The organism is Paracoccus sp. KKT209 (genome assembly GCF_055635455.1).
The window spans coordinates 2,231,371-2,244,417 of record NZ_CM145758.1 but is presented as its reverse complement, the minus strand read 5'-3'; the positions used below and the strand labels follow the sequence as shown (position 1 = coordinate 2,244,417).

Below are 13,047 nucleotides of genomic sequence, written 5' to 3'. Positions count from 1 at the left end.
CATATCCGGTCGGAAGCCATGCAAGAGGACCGTATAATAGGATAAACGCCGCTAAAAAAGACGAAATCGCATCGAGATCATGTTCGGCCGCCTTGAAGACTGGAGACTCATCGCAACCCAATACGACAGATGTCTGGAAACCGACTTCTCCGCTATCGCGTTGGCCGCTAACGTAATGATCTGGCTGTGAAAATTAACGGGTCTGGAATCTAGTAGGTGGAGAAGGTTCGACGGAAGTCCTGTTTCCTCCGCCACGACCATTCGCTTTTATCGAGCGATATCAGTCGTCTGGACGAAGGGCCAGGATCTCACAGGTGACACAAGAGGTGACACACTGTGGTCTTGCTGTTCGATTCAGGGGCTTTCCGTTTGACTGCGAAATACATCCAGAAGAAGGGCAACGTCTGGTACTTCCGGCGTCGTGTGCGGATTGGATGCGAAGGCTTGCATCGTGACGCGGCAGGAAAGCCGCAGTCGGTGCTGTTCTTCTCCCTCAAAACCAGTGACCAGATGGAGGCTGCCAAGCGAGCCAATGAGCAGGCCCGGAGGCAGGATGCCCTTTGGGGCAATCATCTGGACGGCACCGCAGAGGCAGTTGATCCGAAAGCCGCGCAAGGACGCCTTGAGGCAGCAGGGCTGAGGCCTGGGGATGCGTTGCGTTACCCTGACGACCCAAACATCGCCGACTTCATTGAGGTCCTGAGAGGCGGTCCTTACGAGCAGGGCGAGTATCGTCCGAAGCCTAACCCCCAGAACATGCTGACGCTTGACCTTCTGATGGGCAAACAGATGCCCCGGACCTTGAGCGACGCCCAGGAGAAGCATATCGCGCTGGGCAAAGGGCCAAGGAACAAGACAGCTCAGCAGCAGTACGACCGGGCTTGGTCCGTGCTCTTGGGCATCACTGGGGACGCCATGCTGAAGGATGTTCGCCGGGAACATGCCAACCAGTTCGTTGAGAAGCTGCGGAACCGGGGCATTACCTCTGATACGATCTCCAAGTACGTCTACCAGATAAAGCCCGTGCTCGATACGGGGATCAGGGAGTTCGAGCTTGGCATCCCCAACCCCTTCGGAAGCCTGACCATCGCTGGGTGCGGCCCTGAGAAGCCGCATGAGCGCCTCCCGTACTCACCTGAGGAACTGAAAGCGATCCAGCAACGCTGCCGCCAAATGGACGATCAGAGGCGCTGGGCCATCGCCATGCTGTCGGACACGGGAGCACGCCAAGCGGAGGTCGTTGGGCTGCGGAAGGATGAGGTCATTCTGACAGCGGACGTTCCGCACATCCTGATCCGTCCCAACGAGAACCGGCGACTGAAGAACGCACAGTCGGAGCGGAGGGTCCCTCTGGTGGGGGAGGCCCTTTGGGCAGCACAGCGGGCGATAACGACCGATGGCAACAACCTGTTCCCTGTGTTCCAGCCAAGGAAGGCAGGAGCAGCATTCAACCCCAACACCGCCTCAGCGGCGCTCAACAAGTGGCTTAAGGAAAATGTCCTGGCGAAGGAGGGTCAGGGCCTTCACAGCTTCAGGCATACGCTTGTGGATCGCCTGCGGGACGCTAGGGTGCCCAAGGATGTGCGTGAGCAGATCGGCGGATGGAAGTCTCAAGGCGTCAGTGAAGGCTATGGGCAAGGGTTTAGCCTTGCAAGGTTGCTCGAGGCGATGGAGAGGGTCGCGGGCGGGTAAGATGGACTCCGTTACAGGTTTGCCACCCCGGGCGAATGCCGCACTAGCGCTATGCCAGCGAAGGCCTAAAGTGTAGTAGCTTAACCAACTCTAATGCGCCCATGTTCTGGAAGCGAATTGGTGCACAGAGGACTTTTCCAGCATTCGTCAGTGCCTTTGAAGCTGCGGTTGCAGCATCATCAAGGGCGCATCGTGGGCGGGTGAGCGTTGCTCCATGCTTGGTTGCAGTTTCCGAAAAGAAGCGATTTGCGGTAGCCGCAGCATCTTAGCTAAGAAATCATCTAGTACACTAAGATGTTCCCTCCACCCTTGTGGCTTTGTATAGCTTGAGCCTCCCCTAAATTGATTTGGGGAAGATAGGTACCAGCATAGATTTTTCCGCACAGGAGCCAAGTATTTGAATACGCGCCCAGGCAACCAAACGCTGCTCATGTTCTCCGGCGGTAGGGACTCCACATTGGCAGCAGCTCGTCTGGCCTCCGACGATGTGCCATTGCTGCTCTGTACTGTTTCCTCAGATCACCTGTTTGGTTTCGAGCGCGTCCGCACTCGGCTAATTGAGCTTCAGCAGCTCCTGCCGCTAGCAACGAGATGGGTTCGTGTTCGACAGCCATCCGAACTAGCGACAGACACCTCGTTCTATGAACGGACGTGCCTACCGTGCCACCATGCATACGTTGTCGTCTCGGGCTTCCTCGCGCGACGGTTTGGCGCTGACAGTTTAGGATTTGGATACGTTGGATACCAGGCGGATTGGCCGGAGCAGACGCCACAGGCTGTCGCTGCATTGCGAAGAGTTTTGCAAGAGGCAGGGCTTAAACTAGTGCTTCCAGTCCAAGACATTCTGAGCAGGGATGCAGCTGTGCGTGAACTTGAACAGCGAGGCCTCTCATCTTCTGCCCTTGAGCAGAAGTGCTCGCGCCAAATTGCCAACATTGCCTTAGAGCCTGATATGCTTGAGCAGCAAGTGCATCTGTGGGAGCTCGCAATGCGAGCATCGCTGCAACGGGTCGATGAGATCGAGGTTGAAATTCTAGGCTCCAGACCCATTGATTTTACGCCCTTTGCGTGATTCAGGCCGCCGCAAGGAGACCTGATCGATGAGCAACCTGTTCTGGCTGACCGAGGCGCAGATGGCGCGCCTTCGCCCCTACTTCCCCAAGAGCCATGGCCGTCCCCGAGTTGACGATCTGCGGGTGCTGAGCGGCATTATCTTCATCAATCGCAATGGTTTGAGATGGTGCGATGCGCCGAGTGAATATGGACCTGCCAAGACGCTTTATAATCGCTGGAAGCGCTGGAGTGACAACGGGGTCTTCGCCCGGATCATGGTCGGCCTGGCCGCCGAGAGCACCGATCCGAAGACAATCATGATCGATGCAACCTATCTGAAGGCGCATCGCACGGCTTGCAGCCTGCGGGCCAAAAAGGGGGGCGCAGTCGCCAGATTGGTCGAACGAAAGGCGGCATGAACACCAAGCTGCACGCCGTCACCGATGCGAAAGGCAGACCTATCCGGTTCTTCATGTCGGCAGGACAGGTCAGCGACTACACCGGCGCAGCGGCGCTTCTGGACGGCCTGCCGCAGGCTGATTGGTTCTTGGCGGACCGAGGCTATGATGCTGACTGGCTGCGAAAAGCGTTGCAGGACAGAGGGATAAAAGCTTGTATCCCTAGCCGGAAGTTGCGCAAGAAAACCGTGAAATACGACAAGCGCCGCTACAGAAGGCGCAATCGCATCGAGATCATGTTCGGGCGGCTGAAAGACTGGAGACGTGTCGCCACGCGTTACGACAGGTGCCCGGAGACATACCTCTCCGCAATAGCATTGGCCGCAACCGTCCTATTTTGGCTGTGATCAAGAACGAGTCCTGAGCCTAGAACCTGAAGAATATCATTAGCCGAATGCCCCGGCATGTTTTGGGCCTCATACAACCACACACAGTTGCTGCGCAGTGCTGTATCCATGTTTCGGCTCTCAGGGAACCTCTTGGCAAGTTCAATGCCACGCAACTTTGTTGACGGGATGATCGGTTTCAGCAAAGAGGCCTCCTGTCCGAACAAGAGAGAAGCAGATAGAACATCTCTGTTATTAGTAACTTTGTTGCTTTTGTTCTTGATGATGCTGCTGCTGATAGCGGCGTTGATGAATGCGTCGTTATTGGTCATGGTTGTTTCTTTCATTGAAGATAAGTGATTGTTTGAGTGTGCATCCCCAAGTGCTCCATGAATATGCATTAGCCATTTGGGCTATCGTTTTGCATTGTCTGTGGATGGGGAAGAAGAGGTGCTTCCTATGCAGGTCTGGGTATAGGAAGGCTTTGCTGGTCAGGATGGTCCGAAGTTGACCATGACCATTCTCAGCGGCGTCTATGACATTGCGGAGGACCTGATCTTTGGCCTCTTGGGATAGTTGTTTCATGATGAGCTCGACCAAGCAGCGATGCCTGTCAAAGAGCTCCATGTTCTCCCGCCATTTGGGTAACCGACCGGTTGAGGCCGCCTGCCTGACGAAGGCTGGGCGAGCTAAGACACGTGCATAAAGACGTCGTTATGCACGTGTCTTATCGGGAGAGGCCATGCTGGGTGAGATTTTAGGTGTCGAACGGCGCCGTCGCTGGAATGACGATGAGAAGCTCGAGATCGTGCTGGAGGTCGGCATCGGCGGGGCCTCGGTCACGCAGGTTGCCCAACGGCACGAGCTCACGCGGTCGCAGGTCTATGGCTGGCGCCGTGAGCTGAAGAAGAAGGGGCTGTGGTCGCCGGATCGGGGCGCGCTTTTCCTGCCAGTGGATTTCGGCTCGCTGCCTGATCCGGCACATCCCCCAGCACCCTCTCGACCGGTCCTGATCGAATTGCGGTTAGCCAACGGTCGTTGCCTTCGGTTCGACAGCAGCATGGATGGCCAGGCGCTGACCCGGTTGATCCGGGCCGTGGAAGCGGCATGATCGGTCCTGGCACCGGGGTCCGGGTCTATCTGGCGTGCGGCGCGACCGACATGCGGAAGGGAATTGCCGGTCTCTCAGCTCTGGCCCAGGATGTGCTGCGCCAGAAACCGACCAGCGGCGCGGTCTTCGCGTTCCGTGGCCGCCAAGGTGACCGGCTGAAGCTGCTCTACTGGGATGGCCAGGGCTTCTGCCTCTATTACAAGGTCCTCGAGCGCGGGCGCTTCCCTTGGCCGAACAGCGAGGCCGGGGTCGCGCGGCTGACCTCCGCCCAGCTGGCGATGCTCTGGGAGGGGATCGACTGGCGGCGACCGGACTGGGGCGCTCCCCCAGCTCGGGTCGGGTAGATCATCTAACTGAATCCACTTGTTTTATTGGCCTCTCATGCCGGCGCATGGTATCAGTCGGCATGTCTGATGATGCCGACATTCTCACTGACGACTCCGCGGTCCTGAAGGCGATGATCGCCGTGCTTCAGGCGGAGAATGCGCGCATGTCGGCCACTCTTCAGGCCCACGATCAGCTGGTTCAGGCCTTGCGCCTGCGGATTGCCAAACTCCAGAAGCAGGCCTTCGGCAAAACCTCGGAAAAGATCGAGCGCGAGATCGCCCAGCTGGAGCTGGCGCTGGAGGATCTGCTGGTCGCAGCCGCCGAACAGCGCGACGGGCCGATCGAGGACGATGAGCCTGCCGCGACCGATGCTCCTGTTGCCGAGGCAAAGCCGCGACGCCGTCCGCGCGTGTCGGACGCAACGCCCCGCGAACGGCGTGAGCTCGACCCTGGCACCTGTTGCCCCGACTGTGGAGGTGAGCTGCGAGTGGTGGGCGAGGACGTCAGCGAGCTTCTCGACCTGGTCGCGGCGCAGATGAAGGTCATCCAAATCGCGCGGGTGAAGAAGTCCTGCCGCCGGTGCGAGAAGATGGTGCAGCCTGCGGCCCCGAGCCGTCCGATCACGGGCAGCATGGCCGGTCCGGGGCTGCTGGCCCAGATCCTCGTCTCGAAGTTCGACGACCACCTCCCGCTCTACCGTCAGAGCGAGATCTACGCCCGTATGGGGGCCGATATTCCGGACAGCACGCTGCTGGACTGGTGCGGACGCGCCATGAAGGTGCTCGCCCCTGTCATTGAACGGATTGAGGCCGAGGTGATGGCCGCGCCGGTGCTGCATGCGGACGATACTCCGATCCGCGTGCTGGACCGGTCACGCCGGGACCGCGGCCTCGGCAAAGGGGTCAAGCAGGGTCGTGTCTGGGCCTATGTCTCGGACCAACGACCTTGGGCCGGCACCGCACCACCCGGCGTCGTTTACCGCTTCTCCCCGGATCGAAAGGGAGAGCATCCGCAGCGCCACCTGCAAGGCAGCGGCGGCATCCTGCAAGCGGATGCCTATGCCGGCTTCAACCCGTTCTACGCCCCGCGCGCGGACGGCAGCAGTCAGTTCTGCGAGGCCGCGTGTTGGGCGCACCTGAGGCGCGACTTCCATGATGTCTGGGAGGGCAGGAGGTCCGAGATCGCGCGGGAGGCCCTCGACCGGATCGGCAAGCTCTACGACATCGAGCGCGAGATCGCCGGTCAGTCCGCCGAACTGCGACAGGCGGCGCGCCAGGCGCACTCCCGCCCCATGGTCGATGCCTTCAAGGCATGGGCCGAGGCCCAGCTGCTGCTCATTCCGGGCAAGAGCGATCTCGCCAGGGCCTTCCGTTACGGCCTCAGCCGCTGGCCCTCCTTCGAGCTCTTCCTCGAAGACGGCCGCGTTGGCATCGACAACAACCCGGCCGAGCGCGCCATGCGCCCGATCGGCATCGGTCGGAAGAACTGGCTCTTTGCAGGCTCGGACAGCGGTGGCGAGACACTGGCCCGGGCCATGACCCTGATCGAAACCGCCAAGATGAACGGGCTCGATCCGCAGGCGTGGTTGGCCGACATCCTCGACCGCATCCACGATCACAAGATCAACCGGCTTGACGAGCTGCTGCCGTGGCAGTGGAATGCAGCTTGCCCATGATGAGCGTCCTCGCCTCTGTCGGCATCTATGCGCTGGCTGCTCTTGCCGAGATCGCAGGATGCTTCGCGTTCTGGGCCTGGCTGCGTCTTGGCCGCTCTGCCCTCTGGCTTATTCCGGGCGCCATCTCCCTTGCCCTGTTCGCATACTTGCTGACGCGGGTTGAGGTCGAGTTTGCCGGTCGTGCATATGCAGCCTATGGCGGCATATACATCGCAGCATCCATCGCCTGGCTTTGGGCCGTGGAGGGGCAGATCCCGACCCGATGGGATACCATCGGCGCAATCTTTTGCCTGACCGGCATGGCGATCATCTTGGTCGCCCCGATGCTTCAGAAGTGACCTGCGGTCTCAATCGGGCGGTTACCCATTTGGCAGGGCTACGTTTAGAGTTTCTTGGGTTGTCCTTTCTGTTCTTTCTTGAATGGTCGTTCTTCCGGCAGCGGGGAGAACAGAACCACATGTCCTTACGGTTTGGGTAAGAGATTTCCTCGCAGGCGGGACAAACACGTCCTGCCTCCGTGAGGTTATTAGGCTCAGGACTCGTTCTTGATCACAGCCAAAATAGGACGGTTGCGGCCAATGCTATTGCGGAGAGGTATGTCTCCGGGCACCTGTCGTAACGCGTGGCGACACGTCTCCAGTCTTTCAGCCGCCCGAACATGATCTCGATGCGATTGCGCCTTCTGTAGCGGCGCTTGTCGTATTTCACGGTTTTCTTGCGCAACTTCCGGCTAGGGATACAAGCTTTTATCCCTCTGTCCTGCAACGCTTTTCGCAGCCAGTCAGCATCATAGCCTCGGTCCGCCAAGAACCAATCAGCCTGCGGCAGGCCGTCCAGAAGCGCCGCTGCGCCGGTGTAGTCGCTGACCTGTCCTGCCGACATGAAGAACCGGATAGGTCTGCCTTTCGCATCGGTGACGGCGTGCAGCTTGGTGTTCATGCCGCCTTTCGTTCGACCAATCTGGCGACTGCGCCCCCCTTTTTGGCCCGCAGGCTGCAAGCCGTGCGATGCGCCTTCAGATAGGTTGCATCGATCATGATTGTCTTCGGATCGGTGCTCTCGGCGGCCAGGCCGACCATGATCCGGGCGAAGACCCCGTTGTCACTCCAGCGCTTCCAGCGATTATAAAGCGTCTTGGCAGGTCCATATTCACTCGGCGCATCGCACCATCTCAAACCATTGCGATTGATGAAGATAATGCCGCTCAGCACCCGCAGATCGTCAACTCGGGGACGGCCATGGCTCTTGGGGAAGTAGGGGCGAAGGCGCGCCATCTGCGCCTCGGTCAGCCAGAACAGGTTGCTCATCGATCAGGTCTCCTTGCGGCGGCCTGAATCACGCAAAGGGCGTAAAATCAATGGGTCTGGAGCCTAGCAAAGTCCGCATTCGGGTCGACCAAGGCCGCTTCTACTCAGCTATCAATACCGCTTTGGGCAGCGGCGGGAACGTCGAGGCTAAATGCGCCGCCTTCGGCACCGGCGGCAAGCCGACGACCTTCATCGATCAGGTGGGCAGCCGTCTCCATGCCCCAGTCCGCATGCGGTTGCGAGGGTAGTAAGCGCACCCAACACGGCCACAAAGGCCGGCTCATAACGAAACCAGTCGTGCTTCAGATGCTTCTCAAAACCCGCACGCACGCTTGGATGAGCGAAGGCGACCGAAGTGGTCGGCTGACGCAGATGCCGGGCGGCGATCATCGTGTCGATCAACTTGTCGAGGCCATTGGCGAGATCGGGCGCGGCGAGACGCATCGAGCGCACCAGCGCAACGAGTTGCGTGCGGTCGATTGATCCGCTTGCGGCCAGCACACCCCACATGACGGCGGCATGGCCGGTTTTCTCGGCATGAGTCAGATAACGATCGACTACGCCTTCGACCGCATCTCTATGAGCGAGGCCAACTAAGCGATACAGCCATTCCGAGTCATTTTCAGCCTCGCCGCAGCCGGACAGGATGTTGGCAAAGAACAGGTCAAGTTCAAGCGGCTTTTCGAGCGCCTCCAAGGCGTTCGGCCTGAGTTTAAATGCCTTGGACTGAAGGTCTGGCGGGAGGAGGTCCATCCGCTTGTCATAGATTTGGGCAAACCGGCCATTGAGATATCGATCAGCTTCAAGCTCAATCGACCAAGGCGCAAGCCCGTCGACGGCTTGCGCACAGCGGAGCATATCGCTACGGGACGTCACGACGAACTGATTGCTAGGATGCGCATCGCGTAGCATACGCGGCAGCTGTTCTGTCCACGTTTCGGAGCCAGTCCGCAGGCTGTTCTGGCCCCAAGGGTCTTCAATATAGAATAGCTTTGGTCCGGTTTGGACGATCTGCCGGATGCTCGATGGGTCACTGTTCGGATTGACCACGACAACATCGAGCGCACCATTTCGCTTCCGCGCCTGATCGCACAGCGCGCGTGCCGCAAGCGTCTTGCCCGTGCCGGATGAGCCGGCGATCACGACTGCGCTCTTCTTCTCAAGCTGCCGGATCATATCAGGGAAATTTGTCGTCTCTACGAAGGCGTCGAGCTCGGCGACGCTCGCCAAGAATCCGCCATGGCTACGGATCGTGCCGAGCAGGTCGTTATAGGCCCAGACTCCTGGCGAGGTACGGCTCTGGGCCTGGAGCCGCTGCAGGCTCATCTCTTCGTCTTCTGGTTCGCGCTGCTGTCCACCATCACGCCGCCGGTCTGCGGCGCCGTCTTCATCGCCGCAGGCATGGCGGAGGAGAACTGGCTGCGGTTGGCCATGACAGCCATGGCACTGGGTGTGGGGCTTTACCTCATCCCCTTGGGCATGATCGCGCGTCCGGACCTGATAAGGCTGGCCGAGGCGCCAGGTTCGGCACTGCTGTCCGCCGCCCTGGTCGGTGGCGGATGCGTGGTCATCTTTTACGCGCTGATCGGGTTGCGGCGACCGGTGCAGACAGTGGCAGCGCTGGTGCTGGGCCTCGCGATGATCTTCGTCAGCTGGGGCGGGTGAGAGAAGAAATACCTGCGCGCGTCATCTCCAAGGGGTGAGAGCACAGAGCCCTCGCCGGTCAGGGGCCGACGCTCCTGTCCTGCCTGCCTTGGCCAGTCAACAGAGCAAGGCTCAGGCAGCGGTTGCTTATGAGGAGTGCATGACGGTGGACAGAGGCATCGATATCCGGACAATTGCCAGTGGCAGGCTGCGCGCTTCCAAGGCACGTGGCGCTTCAACTTGTCACCTGCACGCAAAGGACCTCTCATGCCCCGACTGTCCGAAAAGACCGCCCTTGTGACGGGCGCGGCGCGCGGCATTGGCGCGGCCATTGCCCAGGCTTTTGCCAATGAGGCTGCGCGCGTAATTGTCACTGATATCGATTCAGACAGCGGCCACGCCACTGCCCGTGCAGTCGGCGGGACCTTCGCCTGTTTCGATGTCGCCTCCGAAGCGGACTGGAGCGCGATCGCGGAGCAGTTCCCGACGGTGGATATCGTCGTCAACAACGCCGGGATCACTGGCTTTGAGGGACCATCCGCAGCCATTCCGCCTGCCCATGATCCCGAGAATGCCCAGCTTGCTGATTGGCGTGCCGTTCACGCAATCAACCTGGACGGCACCGTCCTTGGCTGTCGCTATGCCATTCGCGCCATGCGGGCCAAGGCTGCGGGCTCGATCATCAACATCTCCTCCCGTTCCGGGCTTGGCGGCATTCCGATGGCCGCAGCCTACGCCTCATCGAAGGCCGCCGTTCGCAATCACACCAAGAGCGTGGCCCTCTACTGCGCAGGACAGGGCCTGAACATCCGCTGCAACTTGATCCACCCCGCGGCCGTGATGACACCGATGTGGGAACCGATGCTGGGCATTGGCCCGGATCGCAGGGATCGAGAGGCGGCGCTGGTGGCCGAGACACCCTTGCGCCGCTTTGGCAAGCCTGAGGAGGTGGCTGCGCTGGCAGTCCTCCTCGCATCTGACGAGGCCGCCTACATGACGGGCGCTGAACTCACGATCGATGGCGGCATTCTTGCAGGATCAGCCGCGGTGCCTCAAGGCTAGATCAGCAGGGCGCGGCAGGCTCCTGCCGCTCTCGTTCCTCAAGTGGCGAGCGGCAGATTGGTGGCCGCCGACACAGGCGGCTTTTTTTATGCTATGCTGCATGCCCAGTATGAACAGGCGGATGGAACTACGCGAAGCCGGGCAGTGGAGGGCGCGCACGCAAAGTTGCCGTAAGGTGGTCGTGACCGTGAGTCTGCACTTGGAGATAGGATTTGCCTACAAGCGAAGAAAGACGGGTATTCAAGACGTCATCAAAGTGATTTTGGACAGGAGGCGGAGGCCGCATCAGATGATTGCACACGACAAGCCGAAACTGCCGCCAAGGCTTGCAGCGCTGCCTCTGGAGGCCTTCGCTCCGCCGGATGCCTGGATCATTGATGGCGCAGATTTGGGCAGCGCGGATTATCTGCAGCTATACGTGGCAGCGGAACAAATAGGAGATGCACACGCAGAATTCCTGCAGAACCCGGCTTCGGCCAAGGCACTGCCATTCAGCCATCGCGCTGACATCCTGTTTCTGCTCATCGATGCGGTCGTCCTTGCCGTCTGCGCGAAGACACACAAGCTCGCGGGGGTGTTTGCAATCGCATACCAATCGTGTTTCCCGCCCACCGGGGGCTGGGCATCGGGCGCGATTTTCACCTCTTAGCGGACGAGAACGGCCTGGTCCTGTTTCAGCCTGAATACTTTTCCAAAATTGGGTACGCTGCCCGTTTGGCCGCGCATCGCGAGGCCGTGCTGCAGGCGGTAAGGGCAGGGCGAGGCGTTCATCCTGAGAACCTGATGCGTTATCGCATTCTCTTATGAAGAATGGCTGCCGGAGCCGCGAATGCATCGCCAGTGCTCAAAAAAGTCGGCTCAAGCCCACAGCCGCAAGTAAAAGGCCAACGAACGCAGGAGACTATGGGAAAGGCCCAGCGGCCAAGCATGAGATCTTCGTTGGCATTTGATGTGCCCGCTTGCAGCGACCGAAGATCGGAGCAGCTAAATACGGGCCTGCTCCTGCAGCGTCCTCACCTGCTCCGCCTTGAGATACCCGGTCTCCTCCAGCCCATTGTCGCCCTGCCAGCGGCCGATGGCATTCCGCGTCGCCGAACCGAATACGCCATCCGCCTGGCCCTTCAGATAACCCAGGCTGATGAGACGTTCTTGGATCTTCATACGCTCGGCTCGTGTCAGGCCCAGCAGGTCTTCGTCGATTGCTTCCGCACGGCTTCCTGCTGTCTCCGAACCACGCGCTTCGGCATCCGAACGCAATGTACTTACCTGCGCGGCCGTTACGTAGCCTGTTGCGCGCAGCCCGGTATTGCGCTGCCATGCTCGGATAGCCTCACGCGTTCCGGCGCCGAACAGGCCGTCCGCCCCCTTGGGGTCATACCCCAAGGCGATAAGGTCGCGTTGTATCTGAACCCGCCGCATCCGCGTTAGCCCGAGATCGAGCTCGGCTTGTGCAGCCGAAATGTCAGGACCCTCCCCGGCGGGGGCAGGGGAAATTGGCGTTGCTCCGGCCCGATTGAGCAGTACCCGCAGTTGCCGTTCGTTCAGATATCCGGTGCCCTTGAAGTCATTGGCTTGCTGCCACGCCGTTATCGCGCGCCGCGTCCCCGCACCGACAACGCCGTCGATGCCACCTCTGTAATAGCCACGCGCGGCCAGCCTTTGCTGAATGGCGACACGGTCGGCGCTTGACAGAGAAAGCCGTGCCTCGGCCTGAGCAGCCCGGTTTTCTGCCGCGGTCGCTGCCTCTTGTTGGGCCAGTTGCTCCCGTGCTTCTCCTGCATTCGGCCCCTGCGGATAGGTGTCCAGGTACTGCCGATAGGCTGCGGCAGACCCATTCTGGACGACCCCTTCCCAGAGCGCCCGCTCGTGGGCTGCCTGCTGCTGCTCCAGAACGGTTCGCGCAATGGTGCCGACCACTTCCCCCAAGTCCGGGTCGGCCTGAGCCGGTTGGCCGTGTGCCAAGATCAGGCCTGCGACGGCCGCAGAAAGATGAAGGCGCTTCGTCATGTTGTCCTCCTGCTTGGGATAGGTGCGGCGCCGTGAACGCGTGAGCCTGAACGCCAGCTATCAAAGCAAATTCCCTACGTCGGCTTGAGGTTCCGGTGGCGAAAGACACGTGGTTAACCGGGCGGCCGATGAGGCAGGACGCTCCTCGGCAGGGTGAGCATCACGTCGAACCCTCGGAGGCCCAAGCAGGCGCCGCTGGCCGCATGAGCGAGATGCCCAAGGGCCTGCCGCCTTCATGAAGCTGGAGAGCGTGATGAACTCCCGTGCGAAGGTGAAGGCCAGGCTCGCAGCTTCTTTCCAGTTCACTTTCGTCAAGGCGGCTAATGGTAACGTTTGGACGAGGTGCCGTCGGCGGCGGCGGATATATGCCGTCCGCAGCATACGC

The 13,047-nt window shown here is 60.2% G+C and carries 14 protein-coding genes and 1 pseudogene; 12 read left to right on the top strand and 3 right to left on the bottom strand.

Annotated elements, in window-relative coordinates; all coding sequences use genetic code 11:
* Positions 1-55: 55 nt before the first annotated feature.
* From ACZ2G3_RS11170 to ACZ2G3_RS11130, 9 genes and pseudogenes are all read left to right on the top strand, one after another.
* A pseudogene (locus ACZ2G3_RS11170) lies at positions 56-190 on the top strand (IS5/IS1182 family transposase); the annotation flags it as partial.
* Between the two features lie 146 nt (positions 191-336).
* Complete coding sequence (locus ACZ2G3_RS11165; protein WP_470396019.1) at positions 337-1,692, top strand: tyrosine-type recombinase/integrase; 1,356 nt, start codon at positions 337-339, stop codon at positions 1,690-1,692.
* Positions 1,693-2,554: 862 nt separating this feature from the next.
* Complete coding sequence (locus ACZ2G3_RS11160; protein WP_470396017.1) at positions 2,555-2,764, top strand: hypothetical protein; 210 nt, start codon at positions 2,555-2,557, stop codon at positions 2,762-2,764.
* A gap of 28 nt (positions 2,765-2,792) precedes the next feature.
* A protein-coding gene (locus ACZ2G3_RS11155) for an IS5 family transposase (protein ID WP_470395968.1) occupies positions 2,793-3,550 on the top strand; the annotation gives its coding sequence in 2 pieces (ribosomal slippage) (positions 2,793-3,114 and positions 3,114-3,550; 759 coding nt in all).
* Between the two features lie 168 nt (positions 3,551-3,718).
* Positions 3,719-3,889, top strand: coding sequence for a hypothetical protein (locus ACZ2G3_RS11150; protein WP_470396015.1), 171 nt, complete (start codon positions 3,719-3,721; stop codon positions 3,887-3,889).
* Between the two features lie 382 nt (positions 3,890-4,271).
* Entirely contained in the window at positions 4,272-4,640 is a 369-nt protein-coding gene (gene tnpA, locus ACZ2G3_RS11145) for an IS66-like element accessory protein TnpA (protein WP_419271493.1), read from the top strand.
* Positions 4,637-4,984, top strand: coding sequence for an IS66 family insertion sequence element accessory protein TnpB (gene tnpB, locus ACZ2G3_RS11140; protein ID WP_419271492.1), 348 nt, complete (start codon positions 4,637-4,639; stop codon positions 4,982-4,984). Before tnpA ends, tnpB begins: the two co-directional genes overlap by 4 nt.
* A 62-nt stretch (positions 4,985-5,046) precedes the next feature.
* On the top strand, positions 5,047-6,642 hold the full coding sequence (gene tnpC / locus ACZ2G3_RS11135) for an IS66 family transposase (RefSeq protein ID WP_470396013.1): 1,596 nt from the start codon (positions 5,047-5,049) through the stop codon (positions 6,640-6,642).
* A complete protein-coding gene (locus tag ACZ2G3_RS11130) occupies positions 6,642-6,980 on the top strand; it encodes a YnfA family protein (RefSeq protein ID WP_419271490.1) in 339 nt (112 codons plus the stop codon). Before tnpC ends, ACZ2G3_RS11130 begins: the two co-directional genes overlap by 1 nt.
* 211 nt (positions 6,981-7,191) lie before the next feature.
* On the opposite strand, the gene ACZ2G3_RS11125 is transcribed toward ACZ2G3_RS11130, so the two are convergent.
* A protein-coding gene (locus ACZ2G3_RS11125) for an IS5 family transposase (protein WP_470395968.1) occupies positions 7,192-7,949 on the bottom strand; the annotation gives its coding sequence in 2 pieces (ribosomal slippage) (positions 7,192-7,628 and positions 7,628-7,949; 759 coding nt in all).
* 189 nt (positions 7,950-8,138) lie between these two features.
* Positions 8,139-9,179 (bottom strand): DEAD/DEAH box helicase family protein, encoded by a 1,041-nt coding sequence (locus ACZ2G3_RS11120; protein ID WP_470396011.1) that lies wholly within the window; start codon positions 9,177-9,179, stop codon positions 8,139-8,141.
* 9 nt (positions 9,180-9,188) lie between these two features.
* Between ACZ2G3_RS11120 and ACZ2G3_RS11115 the strand changes: the two genes are divergently transcribed.
* The 3 genes from ACZ2G3_RS11115 to ACZ2G3_RS11105 all read left to right on the top strand — a co-directional run bounded on the left by ACZ2G3_RS11115 (position 9,189) and on the right by ACZ2G3_RS11105 (position 11,304).
* The gene (locus ACZ2G3_RS11115) at positions 9,189-9,614 is read left to right on the top strand and encodes a TRAP transporter large permease subunit (RefSeq protein WP_470396009.1); all 426 of its coding nucleotides are present in this window, start codon (positions 9,189-9,191) and stop codon (positions 9,612-9,614) included.
* Positions 9,615-9,860: 246 nt separating this feature from the next.
* A complete protein-coding gene (locus ACZ2G3_RS11110) occupies positions 9,861-10,655 on the top strand; it encodes an SDR family oxidoreductase (protein ID WP_470396007.1) in 795 nt (264 codons plus the stop codon).
* A 121-nt stretch (positions 10,656-10,776) separates the two neighbouring features.
* On the top strand, positions 10,777-11,304 hold the full coding sequence (locus ACZ2G3_RS11105; protein ID WP_470396006.1) for a hypothetical protein: 528 nt from the start codon (positions 10,777-10,779) through the stop codon (positions 11,302-11,304).
* Between the two features lie 335 nt (positions 11,305-11,639).
* Here ACZ2G3_RS11105 and ACZ2G3_RS11100 read toward each other — a convergent pair whose 3' ends face one another.
* Entirely contained in the window at positions 11,640-12,662 is a 1,023-nt protein-coding gene (locus ACZ2G3_RS11100; RefSeq protein WP_470396004.1) for a peptidoglycan-binding domain-containing protein, read from the bottom strand.
* Positions 12,663-13,047: the final 385 nt, after the last annotated feature.

What these genes read in the sequence shown, in the direction of transcription:
- ACZ2G3_RS11150 (WP_470396015.1), top strand. Translation starts at nt 3,719, where the DNA reads ATGATCGGTTTCAGCAAAGAGGCCTCCTGTCCGAACAAGAGAGAAGCA.
- tnpA (WP_419271493.1), top strand. Translation starts at nt 4,272, where the DNA reads ATGCTGGGTGAGATTTTAGGTGTCGAACGGCGCCGTCGCTGGAATGAC.
- tnpB (WP_419271492.1), top strand. Translation starts at nt 4,637, where the DNA reads ATGATCGGTCCTGGCACCGGGGTCCGGGTCTATCTGGCGTGCGGCGCG.
- tnpC (WP_470396013.1), top strand. Translation starts at nt 5,047, where the DNA reads ATGTCTGATGATGCCGACATTCTCACTGACGACTCCGCGGTCCTGAAG.
- ACZ2G3_RS11130 (WP_419271490.1), top strand. Translation starts at nt 6,642, where the DNA reads ATGAGCGTCCTCGCCTCTGTCGGCATCTATGCGCTGGCTGCTCTTGCC.
- ACZ2G3_RS11115 (WP_470396009.1), top strand. Translation starts at nt 9,189, where the DNA reads ATGGCTACGGATCGTGCCGAGCAGGTCGTTATAGGCCCAGACTCCTGG.
- ACZ2G3_RS11110 (WP_470396007.1), top strand. Translation starts at nt 9,861, where the DNA reads ATGCCCCGACTGTCCGAAAAGACCGCCCTTGTGACGGGCGCGGCGCGC.
- ACZ2G3_RS11105 (WP_470396006.1), top strand. Translation starts at nt 10,777, where the DNA reads ATGGAACTACGCGAAGCCGGGCAGTGGAGGGCGCGCACGCAAAGTTGC.
- ACZ2G3_RS11100 (WP_470396004.1), bottom strand. Translation starts at nt 12,662, where the DNA reads ATGACGAAGCGCCTTCATCTTTCTGCGGCCGTCGCAGGCCTGATCTTG.